The 17,915-nt window shown below is 34.5% G+C and carries 11 protein-coding genes; 6 read left to right on the top strand and 5 right to left on the bottom strand.

The window, feature by feature from the left end; genetic code table 11:
- Positions 1 to 19: 19 nt before the first annotated feature.
- A complete protein-coding gene (locus H600_RS0106590) occupies positions 20 to 4,087 on the bottom strand; it encodes a DUF7948 domain-containing protein (RefSeq protein WP_026728036.1) in 4,068 nt (1,355 codons plus the stop codon).
- A gap of 136 nt (positions 4,088 to 4,223) precedes the next feature.
- Between H600_RS0106590 and H600_RS0106595 the strand changes: the two genes are divergently transcribed.
- Entirely contained in the window at positions 4,224 to 6,425 is a 2,202-nt protein-coding gene (locus tag H600_RS0106595; RefSeq protein ID WP_026728037.1) for a B12-binding domain-containing radical SAM protein, read from the top strand.
- Here the strand turns inward: H600_RS0106595 and H600_RS0106600 are convergent, their stop codons facing one another.
- The 3 genes from H600_RS0106600 to H600_RS0106610 form a co-directional block, all read right to left on the bottom strand.
- Positions 6,426 to 7,190, bottom strand: coding sequence for an MBL fold metallo-hydrolase (locus H600_RS0106600; protein WP_026728038.1), 765 nt, complete (start codon positions 7,188 to 7,190; stop codon positions 6,426 to 6,428).
- 93 nt (positions 7,191 to 7,283) lie between these two features.
- On the bottom strand, positions 7,284 to 7,970 hold the full coding sequence (locus H600_RS0106605; protein ID WP_026728039.1) for a response regulator transcription factor: 687 nt from the start codon (positions 7,968 to 7,970) through the stop codon (positions 7,284 to 7,286).
- On the bottom strand, positions 7,967 to 9,229 hold the full coding sequence (locus tag H600_RS0106610) for a sensor histidine kinase (RefSeq protein ID WP_026728040.1): 1,263 nt from the start codon (positions 9,227 to 9,229) through the stop codon (positions 7,967 to 7,969). Before H600_RS0106610 ends, H600_RS0106605 begins: the two co-directional genes overlap by 4 nt.
- Before the next feature lie 165 nt (positions 9,230 to 9,394).
- On the opposite strand from H600_RS0106610, the gene H600_RS0106615 reads away from it, so the two are divergent.
- Positions 9,395 to 9,808, top strand: coding sequence for a DUF1573 domain-containing protein (locus tag H600_RS0106615; protein ID WP_026728041.1), 414 nt, complete (start codon positions 9,395 to 9,397; stop codon positions 9,806 to 9,808).
- A 156-nt stretch (positions 9,809 to 9,964) separates the two neighbouring features.
- A complete protein-coding gene (locus H600_RS0106620; protein ID WP_026728042.1) occupies positions 9,965 to 11,542 on the top strand; it encodes a L,D-transpeptidase family protein in 1,578 nt (525 codons plus the stop codon).
- Between the two features lie 151 nt (positions 11,543 to 11,693).
- On the opposite strand, the gene H600_RS0106625 is transcribed toward H600_RS0106620, so the two are convergent.
- Positions 11,694 to 12,203: a C40 family peptidase gene (locus tag H600_RS0106625; protein ID WP_026728043.1), complete on the bottom strand. Its 510-nt coding sequence runs from the start codon at positions 12,201 to 12,203 to the stop codon at positions 11,694 to 11,696.
- Positions 12,204 to 12,425: 222 nt separating this feature from the next.
- Here H600_RS0106625 and H600_RS0106630 point away from each other — a divergent pair, with 222 nt between their 5' ends.
- From H600_RS0106630 to bglX, 3 genes are all read left to right on the top strand, one after another.
- Complete coding sequence (locus H600_RS0106630; RefSeq protein ID WP_245176544.1) at positions 12,426 to 13,511, top strand: SGNH/GDSL hydrolase family protein; 1,086 nt, start codon at positions 12,426 to 12,428, stop codon at positions 13,509 to 13,511.
- Positions 13,501 to 14,895 (top strand): sialate O-acetylesterase, encoded by a 1,395-nt coding sequence (locus H600_RS0106635; RefSeq protein WP_026728045.1) that lies wholly within the window; start codon positions 13,501 to 13,503, stop codon positions 14,893 to 14,895. The genes H600_RS0106630 and H600_RS0106635 overlap by 11 nt, the downstream gene beginning before the upstream one ends.
- Positions 14,896 to 15,326: 431 nt before the next feature.
- Entirely contained in the window at positions 15,327 to 17,624 is a 2,298-nt protein-coding gene (gene bglX / locus H600_RS0106640) for a beta-glucosidase BglX (protein ID WP_026728046.1), read from the top strand.
- Positions 17,625 to 17,915 lie beyond the last annotated feature (291 nt).

Consider the following 17,915-nt stretch of genomic DNA (forward strand, 5'->3'; position numbering starts at 1 on the left):
TAACTTGCGGACTTTTTTTCTATCTTTTCAAACTAAAATGCCCTTTGAATTCTTTACCATTTAATCTTGTAACAATAAACCAATAATCTGATGCTGGTTGTTGTTGTCCAAGATAATTTCCATCCCACGCCGTATTGTTGTTTAGTTCTTTAATGAATTTCCCATATCTATCAAATATTCGAATTCCAGTATTTGGCGCTAAATAGGCAAAATCAATTGTCCAATGATCATTGTAACCATCGCCATTTGGTGTAAAGAATTTTGGAAAAGGAAGTTCTTCAACTAAATTGATGCAATTGCCAGCCGTTGCTTCTAACACTGAAATTTTTACTGGAATTCGGTCGCTTTCGCAATTATTTATTGTTTCTGAAACATAATAAGTCACTCCATTTTCAAGCAAAGTTGATTCAGATAAACTTATGTTAGAAGTTGTGCTTTCGAACCATTTCAGATTCTCTCCAGAAACCTTAATGTCGCTGATTTTTGCTTTCTGCTGCATACAAAATATTTGTGGCGAGTCAGCAGTTGGTTTTTGAGTATCCTGAATTTTGACATTAATTGCCAATCCTTTGCTTTCGCAATTGTTAAGTGTTTGTGTTGCGTGGTATGTTCGATTTTGCAACAAAGTAGTTGTTGGCAAAAGCATTCCGTTTGTTGCAGCATCGTACCATTTGATGTTTGTTCCAATGATGTTAAGATTCGCAATTGTAGCGTTTTCATCCATACAAAATAGCTGAATGCTATTTCCGGTTGGCATAGGAGTATCATAAACACGAACTAAAATTGGAGTTCTGTCACCTTCGCACCCAATAGTCTGTGATGCATAATAGGTTTTATTATTTTCTAAAATAGTAGTATTTGGTAAAGCAGCTGCAGAAAAATTAGTATCATACCATTTTATATTTTGTCCCGAAATTTGAATATTGCTTAATGTTGCATTTTCATTTTTACAGAATGTCTGATTTGCATTTGATGTTGGGGCAGACGGCGTATTTACAATTGAAACCGTTACTCCAAATCTTGGTCCTTCACAATTATTTACGGTTTGTGAAGCATAATAGGTTTTGCCATTTACAAGATTAGTTGTTTCCGTTAATAGAGAACCATTTGTTAAAGCGTCATACCATTTTATTGCTGTTCCAGTAATTTGAATACTAGCAATTGTCGAATTTTGACCAGTACAAAATGTCTGAGTTGTATTTCCTGTTGGAGGAAATGTAACTTGAATATTAATTTTAACAGGGATTCTTTCGCTTTCGCATCCGTTTATGGTTTGTGAAGCATAATAGGTTGATTTGTCCTGAAGCAGAGTTGTCGTTGGTACAAGTGTTCCTGCTGTTAAGTTAGTGTACCATTTTATATTTTGGCCAGTAATTTGAATGTCATTCAATTTTGCGTTTTGCTCAACACAAAAAGTCTGTACAGCGTTTGCAGTTGGCAATGGCTGACTTGCAATAATTACAGTTTGATTTTGTGTTGCTGAATTTCCGTTACCATCATTATAATTCCAAACAATGGTGTACGTTCCTGGTAAACTATAAGATAATGGACTTGTAGTTGTTCCTGTTATTGCTCCAGCGCAAACATCAGTAGCAGTTGGAATTGTGTTAATAACGGTATGGCAGTCCCCTGTTATGGTTGGGAGAGCAGCTAAATCAGGAACAGGTTTTTCAATATCGCCAATAACGACATTTAATTTTTTTGTATCGTCACAACCTGCAGTTCCTGTTATTGTGCAGCTGTATTCGCCACTGTTAACAGCTTTCGCATTCAAGATTGTTGGATTTTGATCTGTTGATGTAAAACCGTTTGGGCCAGTCCAGGAATATGATGCGCCTCCGGAAGCGTTAAGTTCCAGAGTCTTTCCCAAACATATTGGAGAGTTGCTTGTTATGGCCGCGCTTAAATCGCAATCGAGAAATTTTACTAAAAAAACATCATACACATTAGGAGTATAGGTGTTTTTGTCTGGATATAAATCGGTTTGATAAGTACCGGGAGTTGCAATATGTGTTTTACTATTAGTTGATCCAGCTAAGTAAATATTATGATTGTCATCTAAAGCTGTTACAATGGCATTGTCTGCATTTTCACCGCTAAAATAAGTCGCCCAGACTCTTTGTCCATTTGTATTAAATTTAACAAGGTAGGAATCTGTTCCTGGATTGTTGTTCAAAGGGAATTCCTGATAGGTATCGGGTGTTGATGAAAATCCCGTTTTAACGCGTCCCGTAAAAATGATCGATCCGCTTTTGGTGATTGAAGTACCTGCTGTTTCCGGGTAAAAATAAGTTCCCCAAATTTTAAAACCCGCTGCGTTAAATTTAAATATAATGCCATCCCGATCAAGTCCGGTAGAGATGCGATTTTCTTGAAAAACTCCTGATGAACTTATTCCAGTTGTACTTAATGTATAACCTGAACAATAAATATTACCAGAGGAATCTTGACCAAGATCAGAAAAATAGTCGGTATTTTCTCCACCAAAATAAGTTCCCCATATACGATTTCCATTTGGGTCAAATTTTACCAGAAAACCATCTAAATCGCCTGTTGTTTTGGTACTTTTAAAGGAACTTGGAGTAGCTATATTTTGAATACTTTGTGTAGCCCCCAAAAAAATTATGTTACCATCTAAATCTAGTTTTGAGTCTGTAATTTCATCGTAGGCGCGACCACCATAGTAAGTCCCCCAAATTCTGGTTCCATTTGTATTAAATTTAGCGATAAACGAATCTATTGAAGAAGCGTCTGCTATATTAGGTTGATGAGAACCCACTGTAGCAATGTTAGTTGTGCTGAAAGTTTGCCCCGATATATAAATGTTTTCATTCGTATCTATAGTAAGAGCCCGTACATTGTCATTATTAATGCCTCCATAATACGTTGCCCATTCTCGGACTCCGTCACCGTTAAATTTTGCTAAAAAGCCATCCCAATAAGCACTTTTAAATTCCTGATGACTTCCAGCTGTCGATATATTATTTAGGCTTGAGGAAGAACCAGCAATGAAAATAGTATTGTTATCTGAAACAACGATTTTTTCAATTTCGTCACTGTTGCTGCCACCATAATATGTTCCCCAAACTCGCGTACCATCAGAATTAAATTTAGCAAAGAAACTATCATAACTTGAATTTGGAAGCGAACCTAATTCATTTTGAGACGCTCCTGCCGAAGCTATATTACTTGTACTGGACGTAATTCCTGCTAAATAAACATATCCATTTTTAGTAAAAACAAAAGTAGGATGGTCATCATCAGAACCACCATAATATGTCCCCCAAAGTCTCGTTGGCACAGGGTCGATCACAATAGTTTTTCCATTTACAGAATTAGTAGAGCTAAAACCAAAAATATTTTTCTTAATCTTACTGTATCCAACTGCAATTTCCTTTTTATTTCCTCCATCTTCAATCCAGCTTGCAGGAAGTGTTTCTTCCATTTTCCCGAAACGAACATTCATTTGGATTTTGTTGTCAATCAGATCAGTTTCGACGCCATTAAATCTTAATTGAATGTCCGATATTTTTCCTTTCGGATGAATTACGAAATTATACTCAACCGTTTTTTGAGGATCACTTGGAATTGAAAAAACAACATCAATATTTGGGTAGATGTTTTTATACGTAATTTGCTTGTATTTGTAAACACCAGTTATTCCTTCCGGTTTATTTGGAATATTATAATAATTATCAAAATCAGCTGATTTTTGCTCTGTAACTAATTCTACTTTTGAATTTGAGTTTACAAAGTCTATATCAATTCGATGAAAAATATATTCTAAATTAAAATTTTCTTGTTCTTCTTTTTTGTTATCACGAAAATGTGACGAAAGTTCACGCTCATTTCTAGTATCTTTTAAGGGAGTCTTTTTTACTTCATAAACATCATATGAAAATCCATTTTTCTTCAATTGAACATTTAAGCCATTAGAATTTAATAGATATAAAACGGAAGTATTTGATTTTCCTTTTTGATCAACAATCTGGCCTTTATTTTCTTTAAAACCAACAGATTGATTTTTGGTTTGAGAAAACAATTGGATTGTTATTAAAAAGAATATTAATAGTAATGTTTGTTTCATTTAGAATGATTTGGGGGCGGCGCAAATGTAATTAATTATCCTACAAGATAAAATCAAAAAATCAAAACACAATCAACTAAAATCTTTTCCTAAAAAGTCTCTAAATATCCCGTATTTTTGCAGAAAATAATTCCCTTTGAAAACAAAACTTTTTGTAATTACACCGCCTTTTACCCAACTGAATACTCCGTATCCGGCAACTGCATATATAAAAGGTTTTTTGAATACCAAAAACATCGAATCAGTTCAGGCTGATTTAGGTATTGATGTGATTCTCGAATTGTTTTCGAAAAAAGGGCTTTTAGATTTGTTTCAAGTTTCAAGTTTTAGGTTTCAAGTTCACTCTGAAATCTCAGATAATTCTAAACGTATTTTTGCTCTTCAAGATGAATACATCAAAACAATCGATTCGGTAATTCAGTTTTTGCAAGGGAAAAATCCAACTTTAGCTTTACAGATTTGTCAAGAAGATTTTTTGCCCGAAGCTTCTCGTTTCGCACAATTGGAGGAACTTGATTGGGCTTTTGGAACAATGGGAACTCAAGACAAAGCAAAGCATTTGGCGACTTTGTATCTTGAAGACATTTCAGACTTTATTGTGGAATGTGTCGACGAGAATTTTGGCTTTAGCCGATATGCAGAACGTTTAGGAAGAAGCGCCAATTCGTTTGATGAATTGTACGAAGCTTTGCAACAAGAACCAACTTATATTGATTCGATTTTAATTTCACTTTTAAAAGCTAAAATCGAAGCTGTAAAACCTACTTTATTTTTAATTTCTGTTCCATTTCCAGGAAATTTATACAGCGCGTTTCGTTGTGCGCAATGGGTCAAACAAAATCATCCTGAAATTAAAATTTCAATGGGCGGCGGTTTCCCAAATACCGAATTGCGTTCGCTTTCGGATAAACGTGTTTTTGAGTTTTTCGATTTTATTACTTTGGATGATGGCGAAGTTCCGATAGAAGAATTAATTTCCAATTTAGAAAATCCAAATTCCAATTCTTATAAAAGAACATTCTTATTAGAAAATGGAGAAGTAGTTTACAAAAACAATTCGTTAAAACACGATTACAAACAATCGCAAGTTGGAACTCCAGATTATTCAGATTTGCCTTTGGATAAATATATTTCGGTTATAGAAATCGTAAATCCAATGCATCGAATGTGGAGCGACGGACGTTGGAATAAACTAACAATGGCACATGGCTGTTATTGGGGAAAATGTACGTTTTGTGATATTTCTTTAGATTATATCAAAGTGTATGAACCCGTTGCTGCAAGTTTGCTTTGTGATCGAATGGAAGAATTGATCGAACAAACAGGTCAAAACGGATTTCATTTTGTTGATGAAGCGGCGCCACCTGCTTTAATGCGTGCCGTAGCTCTTGAAATTTTGAAACGAAAACTGGCTGTAACTTGGTGGACGAATATTCGTTTTGAAAAAAGCTTTTCAAAAGATTTGTGTTTATTGCTAAAATCTTCTGGTTGTATAGCTGTTTCGGGCGGTTTAGAAGTAGCTTCAGATCGATTATTAAAGTTGATCGATAAAGGCGTTACAGTCGAGCAAGTGGCAAAAGTAACTCGAAATTTTACTGAAGCCGGAGTTATGGTGCATGCGTATTTAATGTACGGCTACCCAACACAAACCATTCAAGAAACAGTTGACAGCCTTGAAATGGTGCGCCAATTATTTGAAGCTGGCGTTTTGCAATCGGGATTTTGGCATCAATTTGCTTTGACGGCTCATAGTCCGGTTGGATTGTATCCGGAGAAATTTGGCGTGACCAAAAAAACAGAAACCATCGGAACTTTTGCTAATAACGATATTGATTACACCGATTCAACAGGAATCAATCATGATAAATTCAGTTTTGGATTAAAGAAATCCCTTTTTAATTTCATGCACGGAATTTGTTTTGATTATGAACTCCAAGACTGGTTCGATTTTAAGATTCCAAAAACAAAGATCCACCCGGATTTTATCTTTAATGCTTTAGAAGAGCAAAATGATTTCAACACAAAACCAAACGCAAAAGTTGTTTGGCTCGGCGGTAAGCCTTTTGTTCAAGTTTTCACAAAATCAAAAAAAGGCAGAAGTTGGGAAATGATGTCGTTGACTTTTCATGACAAAAAAGAAAGTTTTACCATTCAAACCAGCAAAGATGAAGGAGAATGGTTGCGTTCAATTTTAGATAAGATTTCGGTTTCAGGTGCTAAAAGCTATACTTTTCAGGAAGTGAAAAATGATTTTGAAACTTCATTAGAGGATTTTGAATTGTTTTGGTATTCAAAACCTGTAAATACGTTGCGTGAGTTTGGACTTTTAGTTTTGTAACTAATATTCAATCGCATATCCATCATTTGGAATTGCAGTTTTTGATAAAAGATCATTTTCTGAAAGCGCTCTTTTTAACTCTTCACGTGTTGTTGGACAATGATTTAAGGCTTCAAGATGATTCGCAAAAACTTTTCCTGGTGCAAGTGCTGCAAATTTCAAAATGTCGTTCATTCGCATTAACAAAGGCTGTCCAAAATCCAATCGAGCAGTGCCACAGGCGACAGTCGCAATTTCAGGTTTGAGTTCAATTAATACTTTTTGCACATCATCTGTGAAGATAGTATCAGAGCTTATATAGATGGATTTTTCATTTGCAAGCTCGATATAAAATCCCATTACATTGCCCATTAGTTTTGCAATGAATCCATAGCCATGAAGAGCCGGAATTCCAATAATTCTTCCGTCCAGGAAAGGTTGAGGTTCCCAGTAATTAAGCGTTTGTACGATGTTTAATCCTCTTTTCGTCAGTTCTTTTTCATCTTTAGAACTGCATATAACCGCAATGCTTTTTCGTCTTAAAAAAACTTCTCCGGCTTTGTCAATATGATCGGGATGCAAATGTGTAATTAAACAATGTGTTACTTTGCTTAAAATTTCTCTGCTGTTTTTGGGTAAAGCAACAAGAGGATTTCTTTTTGGTTTATAGCGAAAAATGGTAAATGGTGGGATCGTTTTTCTTTTTCCCAACATTGGATCAACCAGAATTACATGTTTTTCTGTTTCAATTACTAAAGTGGCATTTCGCAAATGATGTATTTTCATATCTGAGAAAATTAGAACTTAAAAATACAAAGATTTTTCAAATAGCATTTACAGATTTTTCTTTATTTTTAGTGGAGTTGTTAGGAATTGAAATTAGTCGATTGCAAATCGAAATCCAATTCCGTGCAAGTTTTCAATAGAAATCCCTTTTTCATTTGTGAGGATCTTTCTAAGGCGTGAAATAAAAACATCAAGGCTTCTTCCCATAAAATAATCATCAGTTCCCCAAAGTGCGGTCAGAATTTGTTCGCGCTTTAAAACCAAATTTTTGTTGTCTAGAAAAAGTTTTAGCAATTCGGCTTCGCGTTGTGTCAGGCTGATTTTTTCAGCATCATTGAAAAGAATAAAATTATTTGTGTCAAATTTATATTTACCAATCTCATAAACTGATTTTTCAAGCGGAACGTTTTTCTGTGAACGTTTTAAAAAAATTTCAATTTTCAGAAGCAATTCCTCAATGCTAAAGGGTTTTACCAAATAATCATCGGCACCTAAACGCAAGCCTTTAATGCGGTCTTCTTTTAAAGTTTTGGCTGAAAGAAAAATAATCGGAATATCAGTATTTAATTTTCTGATTTCGGTAGCCAAATCAAAACCATCCATTTTTGGCATCATAATATCGAAAATGCAAATATCAAATTTTTCTTTTTTAAAACTTTCCAAACCTGATTGTCCATCATTGCAATGAAGAACATTGTAGTTGTTTTGCTCCAAATTGTCTTTGGTTAAAAAAGCTAAAGTTTCATCATCTTCGGTATAAAGTATTTTGAACTGTTTCATTTTTTATAAGGAATTGATAAAGTTATCGTGATGCCTTTTTCTTGATTGTTTTCGGCTTTAATTTTCCAGTTTTGAAGACTGCAGATTTCTTTTACATAGTACAAACCTAGTCCGAAACCGTTTACTTCGTTGCTTTTTTCGTTTTTTACACGATAAAATTTATCAAAGATAAAAGAAATGTTTTTAACTGGAATCCCAATTCCGTTATCAACAAAAGCCAATTTTAAGGTTTGGTTTTGCTGTGAAATCTGAACCAGAATTTCTGGTTTTTCCGTACAGTATTTTACAGCATTGTCCAGCAGATTGTATACTAAATTATGAAAATGAAAAACATCAGTTTCAATTTGAAAATCTTTTGAAGTCGTTTCGATTTTGACAGAAGCTTCCGGATATTTCAATTGAATGTTTTCAATCGTTTCTTCAATAATTGGAACAATTAAAACGGTTTCTTTTTTTATTTCCAAAGGCGCATAATCTGATTTAGCGATATTCAGAATCTTTTCAATATGATTGTTCAGTTTATTACTCTGATTGATAATAATATCAGTATAGGTATGCAATTTTTTATCTTCCTTTATTGGATTTTGTTCAATCAAATATTTAGATGCAATTAAAATGGATGACAATGGTGTTTTAAATTCATGCGTCATATTGTTGATGAAATCCCTTTGCAGTTCGGAGTATTTTTTTTGCTGTAAAAGCTTAAAAATTGAATACACATAAATAAGCAAAATCAGAATCAATGCTGTCGAAAGGACAAACCAAAAACGCATGGAACTAAATAAATAAGTCGTTTCATTTGGAAAACGAACGGCAAAATAATAAACCAGATTTTTGTGTTTCGGGAAATAGACCGTTTTGTTTTGTTTTCCTTTTTTGGACAAAGAAACATAATCGCCATAAACCATTTCATCGCTTTGGCAATTGTACATCGCATATTCAAAATCGGTTGTGATGTTCATTTTTTTGAATTCGGATTTTAGATAAAATTCTAAAATATCGGGTTCAAAATCATTCTCAATATTGACAATATAATAATCGTTCGAAATTTTTTGAACAGGATTTTGGCAAGAATGTTCATGATCCGTTCCTTCATATAATTTTCGGGAAACTTCAAGCAATGCAATATGGGCTTTTTGGCTCAGCTTTTTTTGTTCTAATGTAAATGCCTCTTTTGTCCAAAGCAATTGCGCGACCAAGATGCTAATAATGGCAATTAATCCGAGGAGGATGATACTATTAAGTCTGTTTATTTTCAAGAAAAATGGCTTTTTAAAAGTGTAATATTAATCAAATTTATGCTTAAAAACACCCCTTAACAAGTTGTTAACAAAGATTTGAAAGCGGTTAACAGCGATTTGATTTATTCTGAAATACTTTTGAAATACAAATTTAGAACTATAAATCACTAAAAATATTTAACTATGAAAATGATCAAAATCTCCATGTTAGCATTGGCATTAGGTTTAATGTCTTTCTCAGCTGTTGCGCCAGTAAAATCTTTGGTTTCTGAACCAAAAGCAATTGAAACAGCTTCGACAATTGTTTGGAAAGCAGAAACAATTGATGTTGGACAAATTCCGCAAGGAACTCCAAAAGCAATTGTTTACGAATTCAAAAACACTGGAAAAACTGCAGTTGTAATTACAAATGTTCAAGGATCTTGCGGTTGTACTGCAACAGATTATACAAAAGAGCCAATTCAGCCAGGAAAAACAGCTAAAGTTACTGCGACATACAATGCAGCAAACAAAGGCACTTTTACAAAAACGGTAACCGTTACGACAAGTGCTGAAACAACTCCAAAAGTTCTGACATTAAAAGGAACTGTTATTTAATTAGAATTTTAATAGGTTAGTTATATCGTGAGCCCCAAATACAAAATGTATTTGGGGCTTTTTTTGTTTAATTTGGGACTTTAGATTTATTAAAAAATTCATTTTGGAAAAGTTTATTTTAATGAAAACTTTTCTATTTTTATTAAAAATTTTATTATGAAAATTTGGTATCAGTTTATTGCCGCCGTTAGCCTTTTTGCTGTCGTTTCATGTAATTCAAAAGGGGATAAAAAAGAAGAAAATCAAATAAAAACCAAAGTCGAAATTCCAGAACTTCATCTTACAATTGATAGTTCTAAAATTGCTTCTTTTTATGCAACATATCCAAAATTAGCTAAATTTCAAGATGAGGTTTTTACTTTGTACAAGAAAAATAAATCAACTCAATTGTGGCAGGATAATAAAGGAATTGATGAGTTTGCACATACTTTGTTCAATAAATATAAAGGTCTTGATGAAGAAGGATTAAAAGCAAATTTTCCTTATAAAGAAATCACCACTATTTTTGAAACAATTGGCGACAATAAGATGTCGAAAGAAAATACAGATTTAATGATTTCAAACCTGTATTTCTATTATGCTGAAAAAGTATATTCTGGTGTTGACGAAAAAACTAGTATTTCGCTTGAATGGCTTTTGCCAAGAAAAAAACTTAACTATCGTGCTTTAACCGATTCTATTTTTCAAAAATCGACTATCAATGACGATCATAAAAGCAAAATGTTTAGTCAGTATTATAAACTGCGTGACGTTTTGAAGCAATATCGTGATATTGAGAAAAAAGGAGGCTGGAAAACTATTGACACAGGAGATGATTATAAAAATCTCAAGTTAGGGGATTCTTCTGCTGTGATTGCTCAAATTAGGGAAAGGCTTTTTGTTACAAAAGATATCAAAGAAGATAATAAAAGTGCAGTTTGTGATACAGTTTTGATTAATGCGTTGAAAAACTATGAACTTCATCACGGATTAACACCTAAAAATATAATCCTGCCAGAGCACATCGCAGAAATGAATATTCCAGTTTCTGACCGAATAAAAACAATTATTGTCAATATGGAGCGTTGCCGATGGATTGATCCTGAATTGGAAAAAGGAAAAAAATACATCGAGGTAAATATTCCCGAATTTAGATTGTATATAATTGAAGACGCAAAAATCGCTTTTATTTCGCCAGTTGTGGTTGGAAAAGCGATGACAAAAACGGTTATTTTCAGTGGGATGATGAATAATATTGTTTTCAGTCCGTATTGGAATGTTCCGACAAGTATTATCAATTCAGAGATCAAACCTGGAATGGCAAGAGATAAAAACTATTTGCAAAAGAAAAATCTAGAATGGAATAACGGCGCCGTTCGTCAGCTTCCAGGAAAAAACAATTCGCTTGGTTTGGTGAAGTTTTTGTTTCCAAATTCAAGCAATATTTACTTGCATGATACGCCAGCAAAAAGTTTGTTCGAAAGAGAAAGCAGGGCTTTCAGCCACGGTTGTGTACGTGTTGCAAAGCCTCGTGAATTAGCAATTGAATTATTAAAAGATGATCCAAAATGGACTCCAGATAGAATAGATAAAGCGATGCACGCAGGAAAAGAAAACTGGGTTAGCCTAAAAAAGAAAGTTCCAGTTTATATTGGATATTTTACTGCTTGGGTCGACCGAAAAGGAAATCTAAACTTCTACAAAGATATTTATGGAAGAGACGAAAGCCTGCTTAAATTATTGACGGAAGATTAAAAAAGTTTCACGCAGATTTTGCAGATTTAAGCAGATTTAATTTTAGATTTTGAAAATAAATAAATCTGCGCTTATCTGCTTAAATCTGCAAAATCTGCGTGAAATAAATTTTTAAAGATCTACTAATCCCTTTAATCTTTGGCTAAAAAAACTATTTACTCAAAACATCAATACATTTGTAAAAACGTTTTGTGTAATGTTCGGTATCAAGAGAAGTGATAGTCACGCATTGAGCCTTGCCTGATGAAGCGTGAATAAATTTTGACTGCATCCCGTTGGCTTCACAAATAATTCCGAGATGCCCAATTATGTTGTTGTTTTTATATCCGTAAAAAACAAGAATATCTCCAACTTTAAATTCTTCAGGATTTAGTTTGGTGCCAATGTTTTTATATTCTCCAGAACTTCTTGGTAATGCTACGCCATAGTTTTTAAAAACATAACTCACAAAACCCGAACAATCAAAACCTTTTTTTGGATCACTGCTTGCGTAAACGTAAGGTGTGCCCAAATATTTTTTTGCGTAAGCAACGATCGAATCGCGGTTAGCTTGAATAATGATTTTTTCAAAAGGAATATTTGTTGCCTTTTCTTTTTCTTTAGCTATAAAAGAAGAAAATATGAGAACAAACAGTAAAAAAATATAGGAGGATGATTTCATTTTCAGACGATAATTAATTCATAAAAATAGACCGTTCTTTCCTGAATTCAAAGGAAATGGGCAAATTTGTAAGATTTTGCAATTAGAATTTGAAGTTTGATGTGTTTATGTGGTGTTTTTTTATTACGTTTTGACATTTTAGTATCTTTTTGAATCAAGAGTTTCAAATATATTTGTGAATTCTATTTAGATTTTAACAAATAACCTATGTTTATCAAAAAAATGCTTTTTTTAATTTTGTTTTTGCAGATTGCAACCGTTTGTGTTTCGCAAGACCAAAATCAAAATAATACTTTTTTATATGAAGGCCGAGTTGAAAAACTCCAAAATAATAATGTTGTTTTAATAGGATCAGCTTCTTCGGTTTCATTCAGTTTTACTGGAAATGAATGTTCGATTTCGCTTCAAAGTGTAGATTCATATGAACATCATAATTATGTTTCATTAGTTTTGGATGAAAAATACATTGGCAAAATCAGAATTGAAAAAGGCGCTGTGCAGTCTTTTCCAATTAAAGTTACTTCGACAAAAAAAGAGCATAAACTTGAAATTTATAAAAATACAGAAGCACATACTGGAGGTGTTTTATTTGCCGGAACAACAGCAAAACTGACTGCAATTTCGGCTAAAAAAAGAAAGAAAATCGAATTTATTGGCGATTCAATCACGTGTGGTGCAGCAAGTGATGGTTCTGATATTCCTTGTGATAAAGGCGAATATTACGATCATCATAATAGTTATTATGCTTACGGCCCTACGCTTTCTCGAGCAATTGGAGTGGATTATTTGGTAAGTTCAGTTTCAGGAATCGGAATGTATAGAAACTGGAATGACGAGAACAAAGACGAAGCGATAATGCCAGATGTGTATCAGCATTTATATTTGACAAAAGACAATTCGAAGCCTAAATATGATTTTGCTTTTCAGCCAAATATTATCAGTATTGCTTTGGGAACCAATGATTTTTCTACAGGTGATGGCATAAAAGAAAGATTGCCGTTTAATGCCGATAAATACGTTTCGAATTACATCAATTTCATAAAAATGCTTTATCAGCATAATCCAAAAACGCAAATAGTTATTACAAATAGTCCAATGGTTAATGGTGAAAAAGCTGTTGTTTTTGAAGAATGTTTGAAGAAAGTTCAAAGCGCTTTCGCGAATGATAAAACCCACAAACCAATTTTGATTTTCAAGTTTAAGCCTATGACGCCAAAAGGTTGTTTAGGACATCCAGATGTCGCAGATCAAAAAGTGATGGCAGATCAATATGGTCCTTTTTTAAAAAAGCTATTAAATGAAAAATAATATATTTAAGTTTGCTTTCTTTCTATTGATTTCCAGTACTATGATGGCAAACGTTTCTCTTCCGAATATTTTTGGCGATAATATGGTTTTACAGCGAAACTCAGAAGTGAAAATTTGGGGTTGGGCAAATCCAAAAGAAGAAATCAAATTGGTTTCAAGCTGGAATAATCAGGAATATAAAACGGTTGCAAACAATCAAGCAAAATGGGAATTGTTGATTAAAACTCCAGAAGCCGGAGGGCCTTTTACCATTTCAATAAAGGGCTACAATGAAGTGGTTTTAAAAAATATTTTGATTGGCGAAGTTTGGCTTTGTTCAGGGCAATCGAATATGGAAATGTCGGTGAGTTGGGGAATTGATAATGGGGAAGAAGAAGCTAAAAACGCCACTAATCCAAACATTCGTTTTTTTACTGTTCCGAAATTAACTGCTACAAGTCCGCAGAATAATTTGCTTGGAAATTGGACGGAATCGACTCCGGAAACCATGAAATATTTCAGCGCGATTGGTTATTTTTTTGCTAAACGTTTAAGAGAAGATTTGAAAAATGTTCCTATCGGATTGATTTCTTCGAATTGGGGCGGTACTCCAGCTGAAATCTGGATGCCAGAAGAAACAGTAAACAATGACCCTCTTTTATTAGAAAATGCTAAAAAACTAAACGAGCAAGAATACGGTCCAAGACAACCTGGACGCGCTTATAACGCTATGATTTATCCAATCGTCGGATTTAAAATTGCCGGAACAATTTGGTATCAAGGTGAATCGAATGTGGGTTCCTTGGTTTATGATAAAACATTGGGTGCATTAATTACTTCATGGCGAAAGGAATGGAAAGATGATTTTCCGTTTTACTATGTTCAGATTGCGCCCTTTAAAACGGGAAGCAATAGTTTTTCGAATGTAACAGTTCGAAACTCACAACGAAAACTTTTAAATGAAGTTCCAAAAACCGGAATGGTTTTGACTTCTGATATTTCAGATACAATCGACATTCATCCAAAGAATAAAAAATCAGTAGGAATTCGTCTTGCGAATCTGGCTTTGGCTGAAACGTATCCCGAAGCTTCGGGACTAAATTCTAATTTGGTAAACGGCCCACTTTTTAAAGACTTTAAAATTGAAAAAAACAAAGTAGTCGTTGCTTTCGATTATGCTGACGGACTTTATTTTAAAGACAAAAAATCGAATCAATTTGAAGTTGCCGGAACTGATGGTGTTTTTGTTCCCGCTGAAGCTTTGATAAAAAATAATCAAGTGATTTTGACAAGTAAAAAAGTTGTAAATCCTGCAAAAGTGAGGTTTGCATGGGGAAATACAATTCAGTCTGATTTGTTTAATAAAGCGAATTTACCGGCTTCTTGTTTTACCACGGAATTTTAGATTCTAGATTTTAAAGAATAAAGAGCCAAGAAAAAAGATTTTAGATTTTTTTGCCCGCGGATTTTACTGATTGAACGGATTAGCACTGATTTTTTGTTTTGCGTTTGTCAGGCTGAGCGGAGTCGAAGCCCTCGCAAAGTTTGTCATCCTGAGGAACGAAGGATCACACTCGGGATTCGACAAATATTGGTGACGTTCTATGCGGAGTTTCTAGTGTGATCCTTCGTTCCTCAGGATGACAAGATAATCAAAGACGCTCTTTTGAAACCGCTCGCGTGAAGGATAGCAGTGGAAAGCCCACAGCCTGACGAAGGAAGAGCGAGGACTTGAAACGGATAGCCTCCCGATAGTTATCGGGACAGGCACACGCCCAAAAAGAAAACTTAGGATCTTAGCATCTCAGCACCTTAGTAGCTTAAAAAAAACTAACCATGAAAAATAAAAAAATAATAATTATTGGGGTTTTGTCCCTGTTTACTGTTGGAAATATGAATGCACAAAAAAAGCCGTATTTGGATAAAAATAAAACTATTGAACAACGTATAGATTTGCTTTTGCCTTTAATGACTTTAGAGGAAAAAGTGGGACAAATGAATCAATATAATGGTTTTTGGGACGTGACCGGACCGGCTCCGAAAGGCGGAACAGCTGAATTAAAATACGAACATTTACGAAAAGGATTAGTCGGTTCGATGCTGACGGTGCGCGGTGTGAAAGAAGTACGCGCTGTGCAGAAAATTGCGGTTGAAGAAACGCGTTTGGGAATTCCGTTAATTATTGGTTTTGACGTAATACATGGCTATAAAACGTTAAGTCCTATTCCGCTGGCAGAAGCGGCGAGCTGGGATTTGGAAGCGATTAAGAAATCGGCGGCGATCGCGGCTGATGAAGCTTCTGCATCAGGAATTAATTGGACTTTTGGACCAAATGTCGATGTAGCAAATGATGCACGCTGGGGACGTGTGATGGAAGGTGCAGGTGAAGATCCTTATTTGGGAAGTAAAATAGGTTATGCACGTGTAAAAGGTTTTCAAGGAGAAAATGTTGCTGATTTGGCAAAAGTTAATACGATTGCAGCTTGCGCAAAACATTTCGCCGCTTATGGTTATGTTGAAGCGGGATTGGAATATAATATTGTAGATATCAGCAATTCTAAATTGTACAATTCGGTTTTGCCACCTTTTGAAGCGACGGTTGAGGCGGGAGTCCGTACGTTTATGAATTCGTTTAATACGCTGAATGGTGTTCCAGCAACAGGAAATGCCTTTTTGCAAAGAGATATTTTAAAAGGAAAATGGAAGTTTGACGGATTTGTGATTTCTGATTATGCTTCGATTCGCGAAATGATTGCACACGGTTATGCCAAAGATGAGGCCGATGCAACTGCAAAAGCAGTCATTGCAGGTTCTGATATGGATATGGAATCGTATTTGTATGTGGCAAAATTGGTAGATTTAGTGAAATCAGGAAAAGTAAAAGAATCTTTGGTTGATGATGCTGTTCGCCGAATTCTTCGTGTAAAATTTGAATTGGGATTATTTGATGATCCGTACAGATATTGCGATGAAAAACGCGAGAAAGAAGTTGTAGGAAGTAAAGCTAACAATGAAGGCGTTCTGGACATGGCGAAAAAATCGATCGTTTTGTTGAAGAATGAAAAGAATTTGCTTCCGCTAAAGAAATCAGGACAAAAAATTGCTTTGATTGGTGCGTTGGCAAATGACAAAAACAGTCCATTGGGAAGCTGGAGAATTGCTGCTGATGATAATACTGCGGTTTCGGTTTTAGAAGGAATGCAACAATATAAAGACAATCAATTGGTGTTTGAAAAAGGAGTAGAATTGTTAACGCAAAAAGCTACTTTTTTAACGGAAACTATTTTTAATACAACTGATAAAAGCGGATTTGAAGCTGCAAAAACAGCAGCAAAAAATGCTGATGTTGTGGTTATGGTTTTAGGAGAATACGGATTCCAAAGCGGTGAAGGAAGAAGCCGTACTGATTTGAATTTACCAGGTTTACAGCAAGAATTATTAGAAGAAATTTATAAGGCAAACCCAAATGTAGTTTTGGTTTTAAATAATGGTCGTCCGTTGAGCATTCCTTGGGCAGCGGAAAATGTTCCAGCTATTGTGGAGGCTTGGCATTTAGGAACTCAGACAGGAAATGCTGTAGCGCAGGTTTTATACGGAGATTATAATCCGAGTGGAAAACTGCCAATGTCGTTCCCAAGAAATGTAGGGCAGGTGCCAATTTATTATAACAAATACAGCACAGGAAGACCAATTGACAGCGATAAAAATGTTTTCTGGTCACATTATATGGATGTGGAGAAAACGCCTCAATTCCCATTTGGTTTTGGATTAAGCTATACTACTTTCGATTATAAAAATCTGAAATTGAATAAAACATCATTTGCAAAAGGAGAAAAGGTTCAGGTTAGTATTGAGGTTACAAACTCAGGAAATTATGATGGAAAAGAAGTCGTTCAATTATACATTCATGACGAATTTGCAAGTATCGTTCGCCCGATAAAAGAATTGAAAGGTTTTGAATTGGTGAATCTGGAAAAAGGAGAAACTAAAACGATAACTTTTACTTTAACAGACAAAGAACTTGGCTTTTATAACAACGAAGGAAAGTATTTAGTTGAACCTGGAACTTTTAAAATCATGGTTGGAGGAAGTTCTGATAAAGGTTTGCAAAGTGGGTTTGAGATAAAAGAATAGATTTGTTTAGTTTCAAAGGGACAAAGGGACAAAGTTTCAAAGTTTTTTTGAATAGCCCCTAGCTTCAGCTAGGGTAATAAGATTTGAATAGAAAAAGGCTTTAGTCGAACTTTAAAGTTTGGCTAAAGCCTTTTTGATTGCGTTTATGTTTTCATCCATCTAAAGCTGGACGCTATTGAATTTTATTTTTAAATTAAAACTTTGCGACTCTGCGACTTTGCGAGATTAATTGCAGGCATATTTTCCTTTCGCAGATTTAGCAAATTAGGCAGATTTTTTTATCTCCTGTAT

This window comes from Flavobacterium denitrificans DSM 15936 (assembly GCF_000425445.1).
GTDB lineage: Bacteria > Bacteroidota > Bacteroidia > Flavobacteriales > Flavobacteriaceae > Flavobacterium > Flavobacterium denitrificans.